This window comes from Qipengyuania psychrotolerans, from assembly GCF_019711355.1.
Classification (GTDB): domain Bacteria; phylum Pseudomonadota; class Alphaproteobacteria; order Sphingomonadales; family Sphingomonadaceae; genus Qipengyuania; species Qipengyuania psychrotolerans.
Genome location: NZ_CP081297.1, coordinates 2,312,964 through 2,334,962, shown reverse-complemented (window position 1 = coordinate 2,334,962; position 21,999 = coordinate 2,312,964). Strand labels below are relative to the sequence as shown.

The window sequence follows — 21,999 nt, the reverse complement described above, 5'->3', positions numbered from 1 at the left end:
CATGACTGGGACGACCACACCGAGCGGTTCTGAAAACCGAAAGCCACCTGCACCAAAATGGGTTTACAGCCCCATCGGTAGGGCATTTGTACCTCTGCGGCGCTGGTGGCTTGACCATGTCGTGTCAGGGGTCGACCACACCGCCGTTATCGCCAAGATCGCTGGCGAAAGCGATACCAGCCCGCGTTACATCTTCATGGTGATGATGTCGGCGGGCATCGCCATTCTGGGCATGCTGCTGTCATCGCCGGCGGTGGTCATCGGCGCCATGCTGCTCTCGCCGCTTATGAGCCCGATTATCGGGGCAGGCTTCGCCCTCGCCTCAGGCAAGCTCAAATGGCTGAAGATCAGCGTCCGGGCGCTGGCCATCGGTACGATCGCTGCGGTGCTGTTTACCGCGCTGATCGTGCTGGTTTCCCCGCTGCAGACCGTCACACCGGAAATCGCCGCAAGGACCCAGCCAAATCTGTTCGACCTTCTGGTGGCCCTGTTCTCCTCGCTTGCCGGCTCCTACGCGCTCATTCGCGGCCGTGAAGGCACCATTGTCGGCGTGGCGATTGCTACCGCATTGATGCCGCCGCTTGCCGCCGTGGGATATGGCCTGGCGACGCTGAACTGGACTGTGTTTGCCGGAGCTTTGGCGCTCTATGTCACCAACTTCCTGACGATTGCGCTGTCGGCAACGCTGATGGCGCGGCTTTACGGGTTCCGGACCGACCTGTCCGTAAGACAGGGCTGGTTCCAGAACTTCGGTATCTTCTTTGTCTTCGTGGCGCTTGCCATACCGCTTGGCTTTTCGCTGCGGGATATCGCGTTCGAGGCGTCTTCCCAGCGGGTCGTGCAGGACACGATTGCCAAGAGTTTCCCCGACAAGGCGCGGGTGAGCGACACGGTAGTCGACTGGGACAGTGACCCCGTTCTCGTCAGCGGAGCCGTCTACACGCCGCAGTTCAACACGCAGGCAAACGCGCAGATCGCCGCCCGCCTTGAAGAGCGTTTCGAGCGCCCGGTTTCGGTTTCGGTCGAACAATACCGTGTGGGCACCGATCCCGGCGCGGCCGAGCAGGCGGAACTGGACCGGACGAAAGCCGCACAGCAGGCAGAAGCCACCGAGCGCCAGATCAGTGAAATGGTCGGCGAGCTTGCGCTTGTTGCCGGTGTCGAGAAATCCGCGGTGACTGTGGACCGCGACAGTCGCCGCGCGGTGGTTCAGGCGAAATCGTTGCCCGGGCTAAGCCTTGAAGGCTGGCGATTGCTCGAACTGCGTATCGATGCCGGGATGCCGGGCTGGACGATAGAAGTGCGCCCGCCGCTCTTGTCCTTGCCGACTATCAGACTGACCGACGGCGAGCTCGACGATGCCGGCCGCAACGCAGTTGCCGTGATCATCTGGGCGGCACAGCGCCAGGGTATGGAGGTCACCCTTACTGGCAAGGGCCAAGCGTTCGATTCGGTAGCTCAGCAATTGCTGGAACAAGGTGTGTCACTAACGCAAACCGAAGGCGCCTCAGCGGATCGGATCGAAGCCCGTTGGCAGGCTCCTCCGCAATAAGATTTCGCGCGGTGCTGGATGCTTGCGGGAGGCTCTCACCGGGCGTAACGGCTTGGGCCGACAAGGAGATACCACCATGCGGATCGGCTGCCCCAAGGAAATCAAGAACCACGAATACCGCGTCGGCCTGACGCCTGAAAGCGCGCACGAACTCGTTGCGCAGGGCCACGAGGTATGGATCGAGACGATGGCGGGCTGCGGTATCGACGCAAGCGACGATCAGTATGTCGCTGCCGGTGCCAAGATTACCGATGGACCTGATCCGATCTTCGCCGAATGCGAAATGGTCGTGAAGGTGAAGGAACCGCAGGCAGTCGAACGCAAGAAGCTGCGCGACGGCCAGATCCTTTACACCTATCTCCATCTGGCTCCGGATCCGGACCAGACCCGGGATCTCGTCGAGAGCGGCGTGACCGCCATCGCCTACGAAACCGTCACCGGACCGCGCGGCCAGCTTCCGCTGCTCAAGCCGATGAGCCAGGTTGCAGGCCGCATGAGCGTCCAGGCCGGCGCAACGGCGCTTGAAAAGGCTCATGGCGGACGCGGGGTGCTGCTGGGCGGCGTTCCCGGAGTGATGCCGGGCAAGGTCGTGGTCATCGGCGGCGGCGTTGTGGGCTTCAACGCGGCACAGATGGCCGCAGGGCTGGGTGCAGACGTCACCATCCTCGACCGCGATCCCGAGGTGCTCGAAAAGGTCGGCACTCATTTCGAAAGCCGCGCCAGCACGCGCTTCTCGAACAAGGCCAACCTCTATGATGCCGTGTGCGGCGCGGACCTCGTCATCGGTGCGGTGCTGATCCCCGGCGCCGCTGCTCCCAAGCTCGTAACCCGGGAGATGCTGGGCGACATGCAAAAGGGCGCGGTCCTCGTCGACGTCGCCATCGACCAGGGCGGCTGTTTCGAAACTTCGAAGCCAACCACCCACGCCGACCCTACCTATGTGGTCGACGATATCGTGCACTATTGCGTCGCGAACATGCCGGGCGCTGTGGCGCGCACCAGTACCTATGCGCTGAACAATGTGACGTTGCCGCACGCCCTGCGCATCGCACGCATGGGCTGGAAAGAAGCCATGCGCGCCGATCCGCACCTTGGTGAAGGGCTCAACGTCCACGCCGGCGAAGTGACCTATGAAGCCGTCGCCAAGGAACTTGGCTACGATTTCCGTCCAGTCGAAGATCTGCTGGGCTAAGTATCTTCGAGTAATTGCGGTGAATATTTAGGAAAGTCCGGCTTAACTCGCCAATAAGTAATCAGGGTTATAGTCCGGCTATGCGCGCGGTCTATTCACCCGGATCAGGTTGGCGAATGTTGGCTGGCCTATTGTTGTTGCTTGCCGCAGCATTGCCGTCCGGCCGGGCGTTGGCCGCGGGCGCAGATGCCGAGAATGTATGTTTTGCGACCGGCCCTGCATCTTTGGCCGCCAGCGAAATCGTGGCCCGCGAAGCTGCGTGGCGATGTGATAGCCAGACGCTTTCGCTCGCGAGTGACCGCGTATTCATCCGCTGGACCCGCGACCTCTCGGTGCAGCGGCACATGGTGGCTCGGCTCGGGCATTTCGACCGGCTTACACTGACCAGCTTCGGCAACTTCGGCGAAATTGCCAGTCGCACATTCCTTGCGCGAGACGCGAGGCCGACAACCTCGGGGCCGCAGTTCATCGTCGATCTCCCGCCGATGAAAGGCGATATCACGGCGATTGTCGCCACATTCGACGGGCTGAGCCACCGGGCAACTGCAATCGATGCGGCGCTCGTGAAAAATGATCCCTCGCTCGCAGCTGATCAGATGACCCGTCAGCCGCTGATTGCTGGCCTCATCGGCATGATGCTCGTCATGCTCCTCCTCAACTTGGCGTTGTTTCGTGCGCTTCGGGAATCCTTCCTTGTCTGGCATTCCTTGATGGTCGCATCATTCGCCAGCCTGGTTGCGTTCCGGACTGGCCTGATCAATCTCTACATCCCGCTTGATCTGCCAAGCTGGCGTGCTCTCGTGATCATCGTGTTTGGTTTCGCCTTGGCATCCGGCGCGATGTTTACCCGCAGCTTCGTCGAGCCGGAATGCCTGCCCAGGGCGAGCCGGAAGTATCTGGGGCCACTGGCGCTGTGGTCTGCCATAATCTCGATAGCGTGGGCCGGCCCGTTTCAAGCACTGCGAAGTTCGGGGGGCGATTGGCACACGATTGGCCTGTTGCCGCTGCTCGTGATGACGGCCTACACCATCGTCCAGTCGATCAGGCGGGGCAGCCGGGCTGCCCGGTTCCTTGCGATTGGCTGCGCGCCGTTGATTGCAACCTTTTCGTATCAGGCTCTGACGCAGCTTCACCCCGAAATGGTATCGCAGGATGCCGTGATGCCATTGATACTGAGCCTGGCATTCGAAGCGCTGATCATAGTCGTCGGGGTGATCGACCGGTTTATCGCCCTGCGCGAGGAGCGCGACCAGGCGGTCCACGCCGCGCGTGTGCTGGAAGAGCTCACGGAAAGGGATCCGCTTACCGGGCTGCTTAATCGCAGGGCGATCGACACACGCTTCGAAGATTTCCTGGCGCAAGGATACGAACTGGTCGCGGTTCTTGATCTGGACCATTTCAAGGCGGTCAACGACGTCAGCGGCCATAGTGTTGGCGATCAGGTCCTGCGGGTGTGCGGCAGTGTACTCGGCTCGGACAAGGACGCAGTTGCAGTGAGAATGGGAGGAGAGGAGTTCCTGCTTCTGCTGCGCGGCGAAGACGCGGAAAAGCGAGCGGAGAAGCTGCGCCAGTCGCTTTCGCTGAGGGTCGCGCGTGAAGTCGAAGGTCTCGAACAGATCGTGACTGCCAGCATGGGCGTTCTGCGCCTGCCGCAGGCTGCAGGCAAAATAGATTTTTCAACCGCGTATTCACGCGCCGACCTTCTGCTTTACGAAGCAAAGACGGCTGGCCGAAATCGCGGGGTCACCGCTTCGCTTTCGTACTTCGAGAAAGAGCACCCGGGCGGCGACCAATTGTCATCGCAAACTGCGGCCGCCTGAACTACTGGATGCCGGTTAACGCCTGAACGATTTCAGGCCGAACCCGAACGAGCCTGTTCGAAGCGCGGTCCAGCATCGCCCAGGTCGTCGCTGCGGAGACGATCGTCTTGCCCGCAGCGTTGCGAAATTCGATCCGGCGGACCGACGTCGCTCCGCGCGGCTTTCCTTCGATCCATGTCTCGCCGGTGACGATTTCGCCTTCGGCAACATTGCCCCGGTAATCGATCTCGTGGCGCGTCACGACCCAGAAGAATGCCTCGCGGTCTTCGGCCCGCGCCGCAGCCTCCCAGTGACTGGTCGAGAGGTCCTGGATCCACTGAACCCACACGGCATTATTGACGTGGCCGAGCTCGTCGATGTCCGCAGGCCGGGCGGTAAATGTCTTTTCGAATTTTGCGCTCACTCGGCCATTCCGAGCTGCCACAGGATGAAGGCATACTCTTCGGCCACTTCGTAGATCGAGGCGAACCGGCCGGACTTGCCGCCATGCCCTGCGCCCATGTTGGTCTTCAGCAGCAGCTCGTTATCGTCAGTCTTCAATTCGCGCAGCTTGGCAACCCATTTGGCAGGCTCCCAATAGGTGACGCGCGGATCGTTGAGGCCGGCGGTGACCAGTAGCGGCGGGTAGTCCTGCGCGATGACCTGATCGTAGGGGCTGTAGCTCAGGATATAGGCGAAGGCCTGCTTGCTCTCGATTGGGTTGCCCCATTCCGGCCATTCACCCGGCGTGAGCGGGAGGTCCTTGTCGAGCATGGTGCTCAGCACATCCACAAACGGCACATGGGCCACGACCGCACCCCACAATTCGGGATTGGTGTTGAGGATGACGCCCATCAGCTCTCCGCCAGCCGAGCCGCCGCTTGCTGTGATCTTGCCCTGCTGGGTGTAGCCCTTGTCGATCAGGGCCTTGGCCACGTCGACGAAGTCGTTGAAGGTGTTGGCCCGTTCGTTGAGCTTGCCTTGCAAATACCAGTTGCGACCAAGATCGTCGCCGCCGCGGATGTGCGCGATGGCAAAGGCGAACCCGCGATCAACCAGGCTAAGCCGCGTGGTCGAAAAGTTCGGCGGATAGGCGAAGCCGTATGCCCCGTAGGCATACAGGTGCAGCGGACCGCCCTGTTCGCGGCCCTTGCGGCTGACAATGCTGACCGGCACCATCGTTCCGTCGCGCGCAGCCACTTCGATCCGTTCGACCTGATAGAGCGCTCCATCATAGCCGCTCGGGATTTCCTGCTGCTTGAGCAGTTCCAGTTCGCCGCTTGCGACATGGTAATCATATACCGAATCCGGCGTGACCATGCTTTCGTAGGCCAACCGGAGCTTGTCGGTGTTGTATTCCGGATTATCCGACAGGCCGGTCGAGAAGCTGGCTTCGGAAAATGCGATGGGTTTAACCAGATTCGCGTCGGCATAAGAACGAAGCTGGATCTGGTCGAGCCCGCGCAGGCGGCCCTCGGTGACGAAGAAATCCTTGAACAGTTCGAAGCCGGACAGGTAAAATTCGTCCGAACCTTCGATTACGGTCGCCCATTCGCCCGGCTTGTCGAGGCTGGCCTTGGCGAGCCGGAAGTTGACGTGATCATCGTTGGTGTGGACGTAAATCGTGCCCCTGCCGTCTACAGTGCGCACATCCACATCATATTCGCGGCCTTTGAGGCGCGGGGACACCAGGATCTGCTCTCCGGTCGGATCGTCCGCGCGCACCAGTCGCACTTCGCTGGTTTCATTGTCGCCGGTTGCGATGACCAGCCAGTCTTCCTGTGCGGAAAGCCCGGTCGATACGCCGAAACCTTCTTCCTCGGTCTCGCGGTACAGTTCGACATCGTCCGACACGGGCGTGCCGATGACGTGCAACGTTGCATCGTGCGTGCGCCATTGTTCGGTGCTGGTGCCATAAACGATGCCCTTGTCGCCCATGACCCAGGTCGGGCCCGAGCGCGTGCCGGGAATTTCGTCTGCCAGCATTTCGCCGCTTTCGAGATCCTTGATCACGATGGTGTAGCGTTCGGACCCGTTCGTATCGGTCGAATAGGCCAGATAGCGTCCGTTCTGCGACACGGAGAAAGCGCCGAGCCGGAAATAATCATGACCTTCAGCCAGCGCGTTTTCGTCGAGGATCAGCTGCGCCTCGCCGCCCGATACAGGCTTGCGGTACCATTTGCGGTATTCGGCGCCCTCTTCGAATTCAGTCCAGTAGAGGAAGTCGCCATCCTTCTGCGGCACCGTGGAATCGTCTTCCTTGATCCGGGCCTTCATCTCTTCGTAGATATCTTCGACGAGCTGTTTCTGCGGTTCCATCCGCGCTTCGAACCAGGCATTTTCCGCCTTTACGTAATCAAGCACATCCTCGTCATCGATGGTCGGATAGCTCGGATCCTTGAGCCAGTGATAGGGATCGGAAATCGTGATGCCGTGATGGGTATAGGAATGTTCGCGCTTCTCGGCTGTCGGCGGGGAAGTGGGTGCAGTCACGGAAGTTCCTTCGGAAGTTTGCGCGCCCGCAGGTGCGCCGAATACGAGTGTTGCAGCAGATAGGCATGCTGCCAATTGCTTGAAAGCCATGTGCGATCCCTTTTCCTGCGCCACAAAGGTGGAAAGCCGTGCCGCAAGCGTCTAAGTTGCCCGAGTGATTATGCGGCGCAGCACGATGCCGCAAGCGCTGTCTCCACTGATGGAGGACAGCGCCCGACGAAAGGATTTTACGCATGTTGATGCAAACACACGAAGCGCGGCTCGATGCGCTCAGGACTGAACTGGCAAAGCGGGGCCTGTATGGCTTCGTGGTGCCGATTTCGGACGAACATATGAGCGAATATGTCGGCTCCTATGCCCAGCGGCTCCAGTGGCTGACCGGCTTTGGCGGCAGCGCAGGCAGCGCCGTGGTGCTCAAGGATCGAGCGGCCATGTTCACTGACGGCCGGTACACGGTGCAAGTCCGCGAACAGGTCGACGGCAAGCTTTACGATTACGAGGATGTGCCCGCCACATCGCCTGCCAAATGGATCGCCGCAAATGCGCCCGAAGGCGCGAAGATCGGCTATGATGCATGGCTGCACGGCATCGGCTGGGCCGAAGACGCCCAGAAACTTTTCGCCAAGAAGGGCATCGAACTGGTCGCTGTCGATGGCAACCCGATTGATGCCGTTTGGGCTGATCGGCCCCAGCCCAGCCTTGCTCCAGCCGCGCCGCATGATGACCGTTTCGCAGGCCGGTCAAGCGCGGAGAAGCGCGCCGAGATTGGCGATTGGCTCAAGCAAGAAGGCTATGATGCCACCGTCATCACTGCGCTCGATTCGGTCGCATGGGTGCTCAATATGCGCGGGCAGGACGTCGACAATACACCTGTCGCACTGTCCTATGTCGTCGCGCATGCCGATGGCACCGCCGAACTGTTTATCGCGCCGGAAAAGGTCACGGCACAGCTGACAAAGCATCTCGGCAATGCGGTCCGCATCCGTGACCGCGCCGATTTCCAGCCTGCGCTGTCCAGCTTCAAGGGCAAGAAAGTCGCAGTAGATCCCAACCATGCGGTTGCCGGTATCTTCCATGCGCTCGAAGCGGGCGGCGCAAGCGTCGTGCGCGACGATGATCCTGCCGTCCTGCCCAAGGCAATCAAGACACCTGCCGAGCGCCAAGGGCACCGCGATGCCCAGGCGCGTGACGGGGTGGCCATGGTCAAATACCTGCGCTGGATCGAAGAGAATGCGCCTTCGGGCGATATCGACGAGCTTGGCGCCGCGGCCAAACTGCGCGAATTCCGCGGTCTCAGCCCCGATTTGCGGGACACCAGCTTCAGCACGATCAGTGCAGCAGCCGGCCACGCCGCACTGCCGCATTACAAGGTTGACGAGGACAGCAATATCCCGATCCCGCCGTCCAGCATCTATCTGTGCGATTCCGGTGGGCAGTATCCCGATGGCACGACTGACATCACGCGAACTGTCTGGGTCGGCCCCGGTCAGCCGTCGGCAGAAATGATTGACCGCAACACGCGGGTTCTCAAGGGTCATATCGAGCTTGATCTCGCCAAATTCCCCGACGGCACATCGGGAGGCGCGCTCGACGCGCTGGCGCGGATGCATCTGTGGCAGGCGGGCATGGACTACGGCCATGGCACCGGCCACGGCGTCGGCAGCTACCTGTCCGTGCACGAAGGGCCGCAGCGCATTTCCAAGCCGGGCGGCGCGTTCCCCGGCACGGAGACACCGCTGCGTGAAGGGATGATACTTTCGAACGAGCCGGGATATTACAAACCGGGCGAATACGGCATCCGGATCGAGAACCTGGTGCTGTGTGTCGATGCGAAAATTCCCGGCTCCGAAGGCAAATACCTTGGCTTCGAAACCATGACGCATGTCCCGCTTGACCGGCGACTGGTCAACAAGAGCCTGCTGAGCGAGAGCGAGATCAAGTGGTGGAACGACTACCACGCCAAGACCCGTGAAATCCTCGCCCCGCAGCTGGAAGGTGAGGACCTCGCGTGGCTCGAACGTCAATGCCAGCCCTTGTAGGCGAATAAATGTTCTTGTAATGTTCTTCCGGTCGCGAGTCGTTTTCACAAAGGAGAATTCGCATGATCGGTTACGTTACACTGGGCACCAACGACCTTGAGCGGTCAGCGAAATTCTACGACGCAATTGCGGCCGAGATGGGCGTTGGGCGCATGATGGAATTCGACACCTTCATTGCATGGGGCAAGTGGGATGGCGGTGCAGGCATTGCCGCCACCAAGCCATTTGACGGCGAAAAGGCGACCGTGGGCAACGGCACAATGGTGGCCCTGGAAGCCAAGGACCGCGATCAGGTACAGCGCCTTTATGATATCGCGCTTGCCCATGGCGGCAGCGATGAAGGCGCTCCCGGGCCGCGCGGAGAACCGGACGAGAATGGCATGCTGTTCTATGCTGCCTATTTCCGCGATCCGGACGGAAATAAACTCAACGCTTTCCTGATGGACAAGGTGTCCTGATGACTGAGCCGCGCCGTCTCGCCGATAGCTTCATCCATCTGGGGCTCGGCGCGGCAGCGGTGCCGCAACCACCGTTTGACGGCATCGACTGGTACGAGGGTTATGGCACGCGCCACGGCAAAGACGGCCGCGAGGGCCGCCTTGTGAGTCAGCATACCTTTCGCGAAAACTGGCCGAGCTGGGAAATGCATCCCCGAGGGAGCGAGGTGGTCATCTGCACCGCTGGCGAAATGACACTGACACAGGAATATCCCGACGGACACATTGAGAATGTGACCCTCAACCCGGGGGAGTATGCGATTAATCCGCCGGGAGTCTGGCATATCGCTGACGTCGACGAGACCGCTACGGCGATATTCATCACCGCGGGCGAGGGTACTCAGCACCGCCGTCGATAGGCTTGCGGGTGAATGAACCATCGCTGCTGAATGCGACAATGCGTTACAATTATCGCTCGTTTCGGCATAATGCTGCGACAAGATGCACCTAGAACAGGGGTCATGAGCTGCGGCGCTGTCTCTCACAGTGCCCTCCCAACTCCTGGCGCGTCGCAGCTCTCCATTCTGGAGATATCGTAATGAAAAAGCTTACCCTTACACTTTCGGCTGCCGCATTGGCGCTGGCCGGTTCCGCCGCCCTTGCTGACCATCACATGGGCCGGACAAGTCCCGATGCCGATGGCGATGGCAACATCACCAGTGCGGAGCACCGCGCCCATGCTGGTGAAATGTTCGCGAAGATGGACGTCAACGGCGATGGCCAGCTCGACAGCCAGGATCGCGCCGAACGGCACCAGGCCAGTTTCGCAGCCGCCGACACCAATGGCGACGGTGAATTGTCGCAAGAAGAAATGAAGGCAATGCATGAAGCGCGCAAGGAACACCGCCAGCAACGCCGTGCAGCCAATAACGAGCAGCGCGAGGCGCGCATGGCCGAGCGTTTCGGTCGCCTCGATGCCGACAATTCTGGCGGGCTTTCGCAGGACGAACTTGAAAAGATGCGTGAAGCCCGCGGCGAACGCCGTGGAGGCGACCGCGAGGCCCTCCGCGGCGGCAAGCGAGGCGGACCGATGGCGATGATGCGCATGGCTGATGCCGACGGCGACCAGATCATCACGCGCGCCGAATTCGATGCCGCACACGATGCACGTTTCGCCAAGGCAGATGCCGATGGCAACGGAGTGGTGAGCGCTGAAGAACGCGCGTCCATGAAGGATGAGCGCAGGCAGCGCCCCAATCGCTAATCTGCTTGTCCCGACCTGTGCAATGGCCCTAGTCGCCAACCCGACATGATCGATACGGCGACCACCAAATTGCTCCTCGTGGATGACGAGGCAACACTGCGCGAACCCCTGGCCGAGTATCTCTCTGGCCAGGGGTTCGCCGTGCAGGAATCGGACAGCGCCGCAGCCGCTCGCAGCGCGCTGGAAAAGGACCAGCCTGATCTCGTTCTGCTCGACATAATGATGCCGGGTGAAGACGGGCTTTCGCTGTGCCGTCACCTGGTGGAAAGCCGCGGCCTGCCGGTCATCCTGCTTACCGCCAAGGGCGAGGCGATGGACCGGATCATCGGTCTTGAAATCGGCGCCGACGACTATGTCACCAAACCATTCGAACCCCGTGAACTGGTGGCGCGAATTCGCTCGGTCCTGCGGCGCGCGGACCGGACTCCAGCGGCTGGAGGGGAAGAGTTTGTATATTCGTTCGAGGGATGGCAGCTCGATCCGCTCAAGCGCCGCCTTACTGATCCCGAAGGCGCGCTCGTTCCTATTTCAACTGCCGAGTTCCGCATGTTGCGCGCATTTTGCGACCATCCGCGCCAGGTCATGGACCGCGACCGCCTGCTCGATATGGTGCAAGGCCGCGAAGCGCAATTGTTCGACCGTGCGGTAGACAACCAGATCAGCCGCTTGCGGCGCAAGATCGAACAGGACAGCCGCAATCCGCAGCTGATCCAGACCGTGCGCGGCGGCGGCTACCGCCTATCTGCAGATGTGTCGCGCACTTCGGCAGATGAACGATGAAGCGCTTCTTCCCGCGCAGCTTGCTTGGCCAAGTCATCCTGGCAGTGGCCCTCACCTTGTTCGTGATGCAGGGCATCAACGGCATTCTGGCTTGGCGCATCGAGAAGGACCGTCAGGACACCGCTGTCGTAAATACGCTCGGCTTCCGGTTTGTAGCGGCGTCGCGCATTGCCGACATGAGCGAGAGTGAGCGCACGGTCGTTATCGATCCCCGCCGTACCGCTCGCCCGCGCCGCGACTCAAGGTTTGCTGGCGAAGGCAGGGCGCGAAGGGGCTTTGCCAACGCGGCCTTTGAACGCAGCGATACCTTCCCCTCGCTCGCCGGCGACAAGCGTATGGCTGATCTCGAAGCCCGTCTTGCCGATACCCTGCGCAGCAATGGCCGGAGCTTTTCGGACATCCGCCTGGTCGAGCGGGCCCTGGCAGACGATCCGGTCGCAGTCCGGTTTTTCCAGCGCCGCGCCATGCGCCGCGCGATGCCGGAAGGGGTGCCGCAGACCGTTGCCGTGGCTGGTATTGAAACCCCGGATGGGTGGGAGATCGTGCGCGCCGCAAAGCCGCCTGCTCGCCCGTTCACCGGGCCGCTTATCTACCTCGTGCGAGCGGCTGGACTGACATTGATCCTTTCGCTGGTTCTCTGGTTTGTCCTTCAGCGGATCACGCGTCCGCTCGCTGAACTCACACGCCGAACCGAACGCTTTTCATCAGATCCGGGAAACTACGAACCGATTGATCCCAGCGGCCCTGACGATGTGCGCAAGCTGATCACTGCGCACAACGCGATGGAGGCACGCATCGGCGCGATGCTCGACGAGAAAGACGTGATGCTCGGTGCCATAGGTCATGATCTCAAGACCCCGCTGGCGGCGCTGCGTGTCAGAGCGGAAAGCGTCCCCGATGACACCCAGCGCGCACGAATGGCTGAGACGATCGAGGAAATCACTCACACCCTCGATGATATTCTCGCCCTTGCCCGGGTAGGGCGTGCGCATGGCGAGCCGGAGAGGACCGATATCGCGGCATTGGCGGCTTCGGTTGTCGATGAATTCGAGGATCTGGGCGAGCCGGTGCAGATAGCGGAGCTGGAAAAGGCCGCCGCCCCCGCAAGGGTCAACTGGCTCAAACGCGGCCTGCGAAACCTGGTGACCAACGCACTACGCTATGCAGGCGAGGCGCAGGTTTCCGTTATCCGGGACGCCGGATCGATAATCTTGCGAGTTGATGATCGCGGGCCCGGCATCCCCGATGACCGCATCGCCGAAATGCTGGAGCCTTTCGCGCGCGGAGAGGCCAGCCGTAACCGCGCAACCGGCGGTGCCGGCCTCGGCCTCACGCTGGCGCGCGCTGTAGCTGAACAGCATGGCGGGACATTGACCCTTGCAAACCGCAAGGAAGGCGGCTTGCGGGCCGAGATCCGCCTTCCGGCCTAACGCATTAACCCGCCGACGATATTCCGCACGAAGGCATTCAAACCCGTGCGCACCGGATCCGCGCTCGATTTTTTGCCCAGCACCGTCGCCACGGCAACCGACGTTAGCGATCCTGCGGCAGCGGTTGCTGCGGCCTTGCCGGCCTTCGTCCACATCGAGGTGGTCTTGCGCTCGCGCTTGCCCACTTCCTCGCGGCCTTTTTCGGCTACTTCTTCGGCCGTCGCGGCAGCGTCGGCAGTCTTGGCAGCCAGAACTTCTTCGGCGCTTTCGCGGTCGACTGCGGTTTCGTACTTCCCGTCGAGGTCGCTCACCGAATTGACGATCTTGCGTTCCTTCTCGGTCACCGGGCCAAGGCGCGATTGCGGCGGCTTGATCAGCGTGCGCTGCACGACCGAAGGCGCGCCGTCTTCGTCGAGAGTGGAAACCAGCGCTTCACCAACCTTGAGCTGAGTGATCGCCTCTTCGACGTCCAGCTCGCGGTTGATGCGAAAGGTTTCGGCAGCGGCCTTGATCGCCCGCTGATCGCGCGGTGTGAATGCGCGCAGCGCGTGCTGGACGCGGTTGCCTAGCTGGCCAGCGATCTCTTCCGGGATGTCGATCGGGTTTTGCGTGACGAAATAGACGCCGACGCCTTTGGAACGGATCAGACGAACGACCTGCTCGACTTTTTCCTCAAGCGCCTTGGGTGCATCATCGAAGAGCAAGTGCGCTTCATCGAAGAAGAACACCAGCTTGGGCTTTTCGGGATCGCCGACCTCGGGAAGGGTCTCGAACAGTTCGGCCAGCAGCCACAGCAGGAAGGTGGCATAAAGCTTCGGGCTGCGCATCAGCGTATCGGCAGCCAGTACATTGATCATGCCGCGCCCCTGATCATCCACGGCCAGGAAGTCGATGATCTCCAGCGCGGGTTCGCCAAAGAACTTGTCCGCGCCCTGGCTTTCGAAGCTGAGCAGCTGGCGCTGGATTGCGCCGACGCTGGCCTTGGATACATTACCGTATTTGCCCGACATCTCGCTGGCGTTTTCGTAGGCGAAGGTGAGCATCGACTGCAGGTCGCCCAGGTCGAGCAGCAGCAGCGCGTTGTCATCGGCATACCGGAAAATGATGTTGAGCACGCCTTCCTGCGTGTCGTTGAGGTCGAGCAACCGAGCGAGCAGCAGGGGCCCCATTTCAGAAATCGTGGTGCGGATGGGGAATCCCTTTTCCCCGTAAAGGTCCCAGAAAACCGCCGCATTGTCGGCATAGGCATAATCGTCCATGCCAAGTTCTTTGGCGCGGCTTTCGAGCTTGTCGGCGTGCTTGAATTGCGGCGAGCCGGCCATGGAAACCCCGGCAAGATCGCCTTTGACATCGGCCACGAACACGGGGACGCCGCGTGCCGAAAAGCTTTCCGCCAAACCCTGCAAGGTCACGGTTTTACCGGTACCCGTCGCCCCGGCGATCAGACCGTGGCGATTGGCCTGTGCCAGCCTGAGATATTGCTTTTCGCCATTCCCGCCCAGCCCCAGAAAGATCTCATCCATTCTCGCAAAACCCCGTGTCTTTTGTGCTGGGTGATGTGGCGCATGGGGCTGCGGCAGGTCAAGCAATCCCTCGACATGCGCTGCGTCTGCGGTAAAGGCTGCTTCTATGCCGGGCCGCGACCCTTTCGTACTTCTCGATGATGCGCGCAGTGATGGCGCCGCCGACGCGCTGCTGTTCAGCAGCCCCCGCGAGACATTCGTCGCACTCCGCCCCGAAGACGTAAGTACAGTATTGGAAGCGGCCGAGGCTGCGCGCAGCAAGGGCGGCGAGCTTGCCGGCTACATTGCCTACGAGGCCGGACTGGCGCTTGAAGGCAAGCTGGCAGCACGGGCCGCCGCGAAATCGGGTGGTGCCGGGCCGCTGGTCTGGCTGGGCCTGTTCGGCGCACCCGAGAGAATTGCCGCTGAAGATATGACCGATTGGCTGCAAGCGCGCTCGCACGGCAAGGGCAGTGTCGGTCCGCTCGAACCGCAGCTTTCACCCGGCGGATATGCCGAGGCTTTCGAGCGGTTGCAGGATGCGATCCGCGCCGGCGATATCTATCAGGCGAACCTGACCTTCCCGCTCGCAGGTAACTTCACTGGCGATCCGCTGGGCCTTTACGCTGCGCTGAGGCCTGCCGCGCAGGCGGGGTACGGCGGGGTCGTGTTCGACGGCTCGCACTGGTTGCTCAGCCTCAGCCCCGAATTGTTCGTTTCGCTGAAGGACGGCGAAGCCAAGGCCAAGCCGATGAAGGGCACACGTCCCCGTGCGGACGATCTGGCGCAGGACAAGGCCTATGCCGATGAACTCGCCAGTTCGGTCAAGGACAAGGCGGAAAACCTGATGATCGTCGACCTGATGCGAAACGACCTTTCGCGGGTCGCCGAGCCAGGCAGCGTCAGGGTCGACGAACCTTTCGCCATCGAAAGCTATCCCACGGTGCACCAGATGGTGAGCGTGGTCCGCGCAAGGCTTGCCGGCGATGCTGGTGCCATCGATCTGGTCCGCGCGCTCTTCCCGTGCGGCTCGATCACGGGCGCGCCCAAGATCCGCGCGATGGAATTGATCGACGAGGTGGAACGCGAACCTCGCGGTCCCTATTGCGGGGCGATCGGCCGGATCGGGGCGGACGGCGATGCAGCTTTCAACGTGGCCATCCGTACATTGCGTCTGACTGAAATCGAGAATGCGCGCGGTAAGGCAGTGCTCGGTGTCGGCGGGGCAATCGTTGCCGACAGCGAAGTCCATACCGAATGGCGCGAAGCCTTGATCAAGGGCGCATTCGCCCGCGCATCCTCGCCCGATCACACGGCCGCTCAATTCGATCTCATCGAGACAATGCGCTTCTGCCCCGACACCGGCATCGCATTTCTCGAAGACCACCTGCTGCGCATGAAGACCAGCGCGGCTGAACTCGGTTTTTCCTTTGACCGCCACGAAGCGCGTAACCAGCTGCACGCGCTGTGTTTCGTAGTGGAGAAGGCGAGCAGGATCAGGCTGCAGGCAGCCCGCTCGGGCGCACTTGCGTTGGAGGTTCATGATATGCCGCCGTCCTGGCCGGAGCCGGCGAAGTGCATCGTGATGCCGCTCCCGGTTGATCCGGGCGACTGGCGGCTGCGTCATAAGACGACCGATCGCGGATTTTATGAAGACGGTCAGAATGCGGCGCGGCAGCTCGGCGTGCAGGAAACGCTGTTTGTCAGGGAAGACGGGCTTGTTACCGAAGGCTGCGTGACCAATATCTTTGTCGAGCGGGACGGCGTATTGCTGACCCCGCCTGCCACCCTCGGCCTGTTGCCGGGCGTGCTGCGCCAGAACTTGCTGGAAGAAGGCAAGGCGCGCGAGGCCGAGCTCACGATTACCGATCTCGAGGACGGTTTCTTCCTCGGCAATGCGCTGCGGCACATGGTCCGCGCGGAACTGAAAGACTGAATGACCGATATTCCTATCCTGTTCGAAGACGGCGAAGCTATCGTCATCAACAAGCCTGCCGGACTGCCGGTCGATCGCCCCAAGAAGGGCGGGCGGTGCCTCGAGGATCATTTCGAACAGCTGCGCATGGGCTTTCAGCGCGATCCTTCGCCGGTGCACCGGCTCGATACGGACACCAGCGGATGCCTGCTGCTGGCCCGCAATCCCAAGGCCCTGAAGCGTTTTTCGATGGCGTTCGAGGAACGGTCGGTCGAAAAACGCTACTTGGGTATCGTCGCCGGCGTGCCGTCCGAGACAGAAGGCACGATCGAGCTTTCGCTGGCGAAAATCAGCAGCGCCGAGAAGGGCTGGCGTATGATTGCCGCGAAAAAGGGCAAGCCTTCGGTCACCCACTGGAAACTTATCGCCGAGCATGACGGTCACGCCCTGGTCGAGTTTCGCCCCGAAACCGGCCGCACGCACCAGATCCGGATTCACTGCGAGGCAGGCCTGGGAATGCCGCTGCTGGGCGATCCGATCTACGGCACCGGCAAGGGCGCTCCGCGAACCATGCTCCACGCCGCCGGCCTGATGGTCCCGCGCGAGAAAAAACCTGCGATTGAAGTCGCTTCACCGCTCCCACGCGATTTTGCCGCGCTCGGGTTCGCGGATGGGTAGAATCGTCGACAAGGCGATGGAGATTGGAGAGGAGAAGTTCATCGCTTCTTCCGGGCCAGGCGGGCAGAACGTCAACAAGGTCGCGACCGCAGTGCAATTGCGGGTCGATGTATTTCAGCTTGGCATGCCCCCTGAAGCCTTCCACAGGCTCAAGGAGCTGGCGGGCAGCAAAATGACCCAGGATGGCGAAATCGTCCTGACCGCCAACGAACACCGAACGCAGGAACGCAACCGGGAAGCGGCCAAGGCGCGGATGGCGGCGCTCCTGACAGAGGCGCTTACGCCGCCCAAGAAACGCAAGAAAAGCCGCGTCAACCGCGTCGGCAAGGTGAAGCGGCTCAAGGCGAAGAAGGTGCGCGGCGAGATCAAGTCCAATCGCGGCAAGGTCCAGCTCTGATTCTGCTTTCGCCAATGCTTGACTTTTTTCCGGGAATCACACAAAGGGCGCGCCGGACGGCGGTGCGACCTGCGCCGCCCTTATTTTTTCGGCCCGTTCCCCTGCATGGGGCGGCCCTTACAAGAGATCTTAGGAACACGCCATGGCGAAGCCCGCAACCGTCAAGATCAAGCTCGTCTCGACTGCCGACACGGGCTTCTACTACGTGACCAAGAAGAACCCCCGGAATCACACCGAGAAGTTCGTCTTCAAGAAGTACGACCCGGTCGTGCGCAAGCACGTTGAATTCAAGGAAGCCAAGATCAAGTAATTTGATCTGGTAAGCTGAACGGCGGGAACGCACGTAGTTCAGTGACAGTTCAATGCTCCGAAGCTAAATCCTGGAGCATGAACACCTTGACCCTTTTCAAGAATCGACCCGTCGCCTCGGCCATTGCTCTCGCAGTGGCCGCCGCGATTCCTGCATCCTTCGTTGCTGCACCCACACCGGTAGAGGCTGCCGCAGGCGACCTCGACAAGGCCGTCGAAGCGCTGCGCGGCATTGCCACTATGAAGGCCGATTTCGTCCAGACGGACCGAAACGGCCAGTCGGTATCGGGCGTGATGTCGCTAAAGCGTCCCGGCAAGATCCGTTTCGAATACGAAAAGAGCGTCCCGCTCCTCGTCGTGTCCAATGGCAAGTCGATGTATATGGTCGACTACGAAGTGAACCAGGTCCAGCGCTGGCCGATCAAGAACTCGCCGCTCGGCGCGCTCCTCGATCCCAGCCGCGATGTGAAGAAATTCGGCAAGCTGGTCCAGACCGGCCACAGCGATGTCGTCAGCATCGAGGTGCGTGATCCCAAGCGTCCTGAATTTGGCGCAATTACCATGATCTTCGCGCGCGACAGCAGTGCGCCTGGCGGCCTTCGCCTGACCCATTGGGTGGCGCTCGATTCGCAGAATCACCGCACCACCGTCCGTTTGCGGAATCATCGCTACGGGGTCTCGATTGCTGACAGCGCATTCACTTTCCGTGACCCGCGCAGATCGTCCCGTCGTCCTAACTGAACGGTCCAGCGACGAACCGGTATCCTTATGGGATTTCCGGCAGCCTGATGTTCATTGAGCAGCAAGCCAAACGGGTCTATTTCTAAGTCTACGAAGTGGCGGCTGGCAATTTCCCCCCTGTTGATTGCCACCCATTAAACCGTTTCGTTCCAAGCGTGACGAACGCTCACAAGGAACCCTCGAGCCAATTGCCCCCGGCTCGAGGGTTTTTGTATTCTAGGCAGGGTGGACCGTGGGGCATTGCAGCACTATCTCGGCTGCCATGGTTTCTGTCGCTTCCTGGAATATCAATTCCGTCCGCCTGCGCATGCCCATCGTGGCGCGTTTCCTCGAAGAGCAGGGGCCGGATGTCCTGTGCCTGCAAGAGATCAAATGCCAAGAGCATCAATTCCCCTTCGATGCCTTCCGCGAGCTTGGGTACGAGCACTTCGCCATCCACGGACAAAAGGGGTATCACGGCGTTGCAACGGTCGGCAAAGTGCCGCTGCGCGAATTTTCACGTCATGACTGGCAGGACAATGGTGAAGCCCGCCATGTCGGCGTCGAGCTGACTGATCCCGCGCATCAGGGAATGATCGTCGAGAACGTTTACGTCCCTGCCGGAGGCGATGAGCCTGACCGCGAGAAGAACGTAAAATTCGGACAGAAGCTCGATTTCCTCGAGCGCATGACCCGCTGGGCCGACAAGGTCGACCGGCCAACGCTGATCGTGGGCGACTTCAACATCGCACCGCTGGAAAGCGATGTCTGGAATCACAAGCAGCTGCTCAAGGTCGTGAGCCACACTCCGGTCGAGGTGGACGCGTTGCAGCGGTTCATGGACGCACATGGCTGGTCGGACATTGGACGCGAGCACATCAAGGCTCCAGAACGATATTACAGCTGGTGGAGCTATCGCTCGAAAGACTGGAAGACGAATGATCGCGGACGCCGGCTGGATCACATGTGGGCCAGCGCCGAACTGGCAAAGCAGGCTACCGGCCATTCGGTCCATGAATATGCACGCGACTGGGAAAAGCCGTCGGATCATGTGCCGCTGGTGACGGAGTTCACGCTCTGAGCGAGGGCTCCCCCTCCTATTCTCCGGCCCGGCGCGCTGCGCAGGCCGTTGATGCGCTGCGCCACGGGTGGCCGCTGGCCATCGCGGGGGCACCACTGCTCCAGCCGGTGGAAACGGCATTTGGCGCCGTATCGGGCGATACAATGCTGATTTCAGCGTCCCGCGCTGCCACGCTCAAGCTTGCCAATCAGCGCGAAGCCGCAGTGCCGCGGCACCCGGTATTGCTGCGCGGTGCCGTAACGTTCGACTTGTCTCACGCCCTGGCCGTGGCCGATCCCGCGCTCGATCTGACAGTCCCGATGAAGGGTCCGTTCAAGGCGCTGACGCTGGACTGGGAAGATCAGGCCGCCGCCGCGCTCGAACTGGCGCGCATCGCAGGGATTTTGCCCGCTTTCCTCGTGAACCCTGCTGGTTCGGCTGAAGCGGTAGAGATGGAGGCAGGGGACCTGTCCCATTTCACCGATGCAGCTGCACTCCAGATCGCCTCGCGCGCTGCGCTACCCGTTGATGCCGCGCCCGATGCCGGGATCGTCGCCTTTCGCAGTCCCAACGACACGCGCGAACATGTCGCACTGGTGATCGGCAAGGAGCGTTCGGACAAACCGCCTTTGGTCCGCCTCCATTCCGAATGCCTGACCGGGGATGTGCTGGGCAGCCTGAAGTGTGATTGCGGTCCGCAGCTGGATGCAGCGCTTCATGCGATGGCGTCGGAAGCGGATAAGGGCGGTTGGGGTGTGCTGCTGTATATGCGGCAGGAAGGGCGCGGTATCGGCCTCATCAACAAGCTGCGCGCATACCGCCTGCAAGACCAGGGGTTCGATACGGTGGATGCCAATACGAGGCTTGGCCTGCCGGATGAGGCGCGTGATTTCCCGACTGCTGCAATGATGCTGCGCCTGCTGGGCGTGCGCAGCATCCGGTTGATGACCAACAACCCGGCCAAGGTCGATGCGCTCGCAGCGCACGGCGTCACCATCGACGAACGTGTGCCGCACGCACTGCCGGACAATCCCCACAACGCCGAATATCTTGCGACGAAGCGCGACCGCTCGGGTCATATCCTGCCATGAGTGTGGTCACTATCCGCCCGGAAGGCCCTGCGGATCACGCCGAGATCGGAGTTGTGACGCAAGCAGCTTTCAAGAACCAGCCGCACAGCGATGGTTCCGAGGTGCGGATTATCGAACAGCTGCGCAAGGACGGCGATCTGACCCTGTCGCTGGTCGCCGAAAGCGCAAATCGGATCGTCGGGAATGTAGCGATTTCGCCCGTGACGATTTCCGACGGCAGCAGCGACTGGTACGGCCTTGGACCGATCTCGGTCCTACCGGAAAAGCAGGGGCAAGGGCTGGGATTTCGTCTCATGCAGCGCGCGATTGCCGATATTCGCGCAGCCGGTGCCAAAGGCATTGTCCTTCTCGGCGACCCTGCGTTCTATTCTCGCTTCGGCTTTGGCCATGATCCGCAGCTACAATATCCCGGCCCGCCGCCTGAATATTTCCAGCGACTGGTCTTGGTGGGTGATGCACCGAGCGGTGTTGTGAGTTACGCCCCGGCTTTCGGCTGAACACGCTTGCCGATAGCCTGCCCCATGCGGACGGTGTCGCCAGCGCAAAGGCCTTCCAGCCATTCCACGCGGCCGGGTTCGAACAGCATTACGGCCGTCGAGCCGAGGATGAAGCGCCCCATTTCGTCTCCTGCGGCGAATTTATGGGTGCCTGCGCCAAATTCGCGGCGTTTCAGTTTGGGCGCATGGGTTTCTTCAAGGCCTGACCAGACCGTCTCGATACCTGCCACGATCATCGCGCCGACCATGACGTTGGCAAACAGGCCGTCCGGGCCTTCGAACAGGCAGGCGAGCCGTTCGTTGCGCGCAAACAAGCCATCGACGTTTTCAGCGGTGACCTGATTTACGGAAAACAGGTCGCCCGGAACATAGGTTGCGCTCTTCAGTTCGCCTGCGGCAGGCATGTGGACCCGGTGATAGTCTTTTGGCGACAGGTAGATGGTGGCAAAGGCGCCGCCTTCGAACCGCGCGGCGGCTTCATCGTCGCCGCCGAGCAATTGCGCAGCGGTAAAATGGCGGCCCTTGGCCTGGAAGATGCGGCCCTGCTCGACCCGTCCGATCTGGCTCACTGCGCCGTCTGCGGGGGAGAGAATATTCTGCGCCGGATCCGCCAACGGCCTTGCGCCGGGCTTTAGTTCGCGCGTGAAGAAGTCGTTGAAGCTCGTATATTCATCGATGCTGCGCGCCGCTTCGCTCATGTCGACATCGTAAGCGGCAATGAAGCGCCGAATCAGCAGGTCCTTGAGCCACGGCACCTCGCTCGACGCGATGCGTCCCGCAGAACGGGAAACTGCATGATGCGGGGCGATATGCTGGAGCCAGATGAAGGGTGATGACATGAAGA

21 protein-coding genes are annotated in these 21,999 nt (G+C 61.3%); 17 read left to right on the top strand and 4 right to left on the bottom strand.

What is annotated here, in order from left to right; translation table 11 throughout:
• Positions 1-121: 121 nt before the first annotated feature.
• The 3 genes from K3166_RS11435 to K3166_RS11425 all read left to right on the top strand — a co-directional run bounded on the left by K3166_RS11435 (position 122) and on the right by K3166_RS11425 (position 4,564).
• Positions 122-1,552 carry a DUF389 domain-containing protein gene (locus tag K3166_RS11435; protein WP_345719131.1) on the top strand — a complete coding sequence of 477 codons (1,431 nt, stop codon included), beginning with the start codon at positions 122-124 and terminating at the stop codon, positions 1,550-1,552.
• Positions 1,553-1,628: 76 nt separating this feature from the next.
• Positions 1,629-2,744 carry an alanine dehydrogenase gene (gene ald / locus K3166_RS11430; RefSeq protein ID WP_221422342.1) on the top strand — a complete coding sequence of 372 codons (1,116 nt, stop codon included), beginning with the start codon at positions 1,629-1,631 and terminating at the stop codon, positions 2,742-2,744.
• 116 nt (positions 2,745-2,860) lie between these two features.
• Positions 2,861-4,564: a sensor domain-containing diguanylate cyclase gene (locus K3166_RS11425; protein ID WP_221422341.1), complete on the top strand. Its 1,704-nt coding sequence runs from the start codon at positions 2,861-2,863 to the stop codon at positions 4,562-4,564.
• A gap of 1 nt (position 4,565) precedes the next feature.
• On the opposite strand, the gene K3166_RS11420 is transcribed toward K3166_RS11425, so the two are convergent.
• Both K3166_RS11420 and K3166_RS11415 read right to left on the bottom strand, forming a co-directional pair.
• The gene (locus K3166_RS11420; RefSeq protein WP_221422340.1) at positions 4,566-4,967 is read right to left on the bottom strand and encodes an acyl-CoA thioesterase; all 402 of its coding nucleotides are present in this window, start codon (positions 4,965-4,967) and stop codon (positions 4,566-4,568) included.
• On the bottom strand, positions 4,964-7,126 hold the full coding sequence (locus K3166_RS11415) for a S9 family peptidase (protein ID WP_221422339.1): 2,163 nt from the start codon (positions 7,124-7,126) through the stop codon (positions 4,964-4,966). The genes K3166_RS11420 and K3166_RS11415 overlap by 4 nt, the downstream gene beginning before the upstream one ends.
• A 143-nt stretch (positions 7,127-7,269) precedes the next feature.
• On the opposite strand from K3166_RS11415, the gene K3166_RS11410 reads away from it, so the two are divergent.
• The 6 genes from K3166_RS11410 to K3166_RS11385 all read left to right on the top strand — a co-directional run bounded on the left by K3166_RS11410 (position 7,270) and on the right by K3166_RS11385 (position 12,986).
• Entirely contained in the window at positions 7,270-9,075 is a 1,806-nt protein-coding gene (locus K3166_RS11410) for an aminopeptidase P family protein (RefSeq protein ID WP_221422338.1), read from the top strand.
• A gap of 62 nt (positions 9,076-9,137) precedes the next feature.
• A complete protein-coding gene (locus K3166_RS11405) occupies positions 9,138-9,533 on the top strand; it encodes a VOC family protein (protein WP_221422337.1) in 396 nt (131 codons plus the stop codon).
• Entirely contained in the window at positions 9,533-9,931 is a 399-nt protein-coding gene (locus K3166_RS11400; RefSeq protein ID WP_221422336.1) for a cupin domain-containing protein, read from the top strand. Before K3166_RS11405 ends, K3166_RS11400 begins: the two co-directional genes overlap by 1 nt.
• 179 nt (positions 9,932-10,110) lie before the next feature.
• The gene (locus K3166_RS11395; protein ID WP_221422335.1) at positions 10,111-10,776 is read left to right on the top strand and encodes an EF-hand domain-containing protein; all 666 of its coding nucleotides are present in this window, start codon (positions 10,111-10,113) and stop codon (positions 10,774-10,776) included.
• Between the two features lie 45 nt (positions 10,777-10,821).
• Entirely contained in the window at positions 10,822-11,556 is a 735-nt protein-coding gene (locus K3166_RS11390) for a response regulator (RefSeq protein WP_221422334.1), read from the top strand.
• On the top strand, positions 11,553-12,986 hold the full coding sequence (locus K3166_RS11385; RefSeq protein WP_221422333.1) for a sensor histidine kinase: 1,434 nt from the start codon (positions 11,553-11,555) through the stop codon (positions 12,984-12,986). Before K3166_RS11390 ends, K3166_RS11385 begins: the two co-directional genes overlap by 4 nt.
• On the opposite strand, the gene K3166_RS11380 is transcribed toward K3166_RS11385, so the two are convergent.
• Complete coding sequence (locus K3166_RS11380) at positions 12,983-14,509, bottom strand: helicase HerA-like domain-containing protein (protein ID WP_221422332.1); 1,527 nt, start codon at positions 14,507-14,509, stop codon at positions 12,983-12,985. The two genes, K3166_RS11385 and K3166_RS11380, sit on opposite strands and share 4 nt — an antisense overlap.
• A 106-nt stretch (positions 14,510-14,615) precedes the next feature.
• Here K3166_RS11380 and pabB point away from each other — a divergent pair, with 106 nt between their 5' ends.
• From pabB to K3166_RS11340, 8 genes are all read left to right on the top strand, one after another.
• Positions 14,616-16,424 carry an aminodeoxychorismate synthase component I gene (gene pabB, locus K3166_RS11375; RefSeq protein WP_221422331.1) on the top strand — a complete coding sequence of 603 codons (1,809 nt, stop codon included), beginning with the start codon at positions 14,616-14,618 and terminating at the stop codon, positions 16,422-16,424.
• Positions 16,425-17,081 (top strand): RluA family pseudouridine synthase, encoded by a 657-nt coding sequence (locus tag K3166_RS11370; protein WP_221422330.1) that lies wholly within the window; start codon positions 16,425-16,427, stop codon positions 17,079-17,081.
• The gene (arfB, locus tag K3166_RS11365; protein ID WP_221422329.1) at positions 17,074-17,478 is read left to right on the top strand and encodes an alternative ribosome rescue aminoacyl-tRNA hydrolase ArfB; all 405 of its coding nucleotides are present in this window, start codon (positions 17,074-17,076) and stop codon (positions 17,476-17,478) included. Before K3166_RS11370 ends, arfB begins: the two co-directional genes overlap by 8 nt.
• A 142-nt stretch (positions 17,479-17,620) precedes the next feature.
• A complete protein-coding gene (rpmG, locus tag K3166_RS11360; protein WP_090476625.1) occupies positions 17,621-17,788 on the top strand; it encodes a 50S ribosomal protein L33 in 168 nt (55 codons plus the stop codon).
• A 77-nt stretch (positions 17,789-17,865) separates the two neighbouring features.
• Entirely contained in the window at positions 17,866-18,528 is a 663-nt protein-coding gene (locus K3166_RS11355; protein WP_221422328.1) for a LolA family protein, read from the top strand.
• Positions 18,529-18,790: 262 nt separating this feature from the next.
• A complete protein-coding gene (gene xth / locus K3166_RS11350) occupies positions 18,791-19,588 on the top strand; it encodes an exodeoxyribonuclease III (protein ID WP_221422327.1) in 798 nt (265 codons plus the stop codon).
• On the top strand, positions 19,537-20,658 hold the full coding sequence (gene ribA, locus K3166_RS11345; RefSeq protein WP_425594582.1) for a GTP cyclohydrolase II: 1,122 nt from the start codon (positions 19,537-19,539) through the stop codon (positions 20,656-20,658). The genes xth and ribA overlap by 52 nt, the downstream gene beginning before the upstream one ends.
• Complete coding sequence (locus K3166_RS11340; RefSeq protein WP_221422326.1) at positions 20,655-21,155, top strand: GNAT family N-acetyltransferase; 501 nt, start codon at positions 20,655-20,657, stop codon at positions 21,153-21,155. Before ribA ends, K3166_RS11340 begins: the two co-directional genes overlap by 4 nt.
• On the opposite strand, the gene asd is transcribed toward K3166_RS11340, so the two are convergent.
• Positions 21,134-21,994, bottom strand: coding sequence for an archaetidylserine decarboxylase (gene asd / locus K3166_RS11335; protein ID WP_221422325.1), 861 nt, complete (start codon positions 21,992-21,994; stop codon positions 21,134-21,136). The two genes, K3166_RS11340 and asd, sit on opposite strands and share 22 nt — an antisense overlap.
• Between the last annotated feature and the right edge of the window lie 5 nt (positions 21,995-21,999).

Coding starts and splice junctions, on each gene's coding strand:
- K3166_RS11395 (WP_221422335.1), top strand. CDS start 10,111: ATGAAAAAGCTTACCCTTACACTTTCGGCTGCCGCATTGGCGCTGGCC.
- arfB (WP_221422329.1), top strand. CDS start 17,074: ATGGGTAGAATCGTCGACAAGGCGATGGAGATTGGAGAGGAGAAGTTC.
- asd (WP_221422325.1), bottom strand. CDS start 21,994: ATGTCATCACCCTTCATCTGGCTCCAGCATATCGCCCCGCATCATGCA.
- K3166_RS11385 (WP_221422333.1), top strand. CDS start 11,553: ATGAAGCGCTTCTTCCCGCGCAGCTTGCTTGGCCAAGTCATCCTGGCA.
- K3166_RS11380 (WP_221422332.1), bottom strand. CDS start 14,509: ATGGATGAGATCTTTCTGGGGCTGGGCGGGAATGGCGAAAAGCAATAT.
- K3166_RS11340 (WP_221422326.1), top strand. CDS start 20,655: ATGAGTGTGGTCACTATCCGCCCGGAAGGCCCTGCGGATCACGCCGAG.
- K3166_RS11405 (WP_221422337.1), top strand. CDS start 9,138: ATGATCGGTTACGTTACACTGGGCACCAACGACCTTGAGCGGTCAGCG.
- K3166_RS11400 (WP_221422336.1), top strand. CDS start 9,533: ATGACTGAGCCGCGCCGTCTCGCCGATAGCTTCATCCATCTGGGGCTC.
- xth (WP_221422327.1), top strand. CDS start 18,791: ATGGTTTCTGTCGCTTCCTGGAATATCAATTCCGTCCGCCTGCGCATG.
- K3166_RS11390 (WP_221422334.1), top strand. CDS start 10,822: ATGATCGATACGGCGACCACCAAATTGCTCCTCGTGGATGACGAGGCA.
- K3166_RS11425 (WP_221422341.1), top strand. CDS start 2,861: ATGTTGGCTGGCCTATTGTTGTTGCTTGCCGCAGCATTGCCGTCCGGC.
- K3166_RS11410 (WP_221422338.1), top strand. CDS start 7,270: ATGTTGATGCAAACACACGAAGCGCGGCTCGATGCGCTCAGGACTGAA.
- K3166_RS11370 (WP_221422330.1), top strand. CDS start 16,425: ATGACCGATATTCCTATCCTGTTCGAAGACGGCGAAGCTATCGTCATC.
- rpmG (WP_090476625.1), top strand. CDS start 17,621: ATGGCGAAGCCCGCAACCGTCAAGATCAAGCTCGTCTCGACTGCCGAC.
- K3166_RS11415 (WP_221422339.1), bottom strand. CDS start 7,126: ATGGCTTTCAAGCAATTGGCAGCATGCCTATCTGCTGCAACACTCGTA.
- K3166_RS11355 (WP_221422328.1), top strand. CDS start 17,866: ATGAACACCTTGACCCTTTTCAAGAATCGACCCGTCGCCTCGGCCATT.
- ald (WP_221422342.1), top strand. CDS start 1,629: ATGCGGATCGGCTGCCCCAAGGAAATCAAGAACCACGAATACCGCGTC.
- pabB (WP_221422331.1), top strand. CDS start 14,616: ATGCCGGGCCGCGACCCTTTCGTACTTCTCGATGATGCGCGCAGTGAT.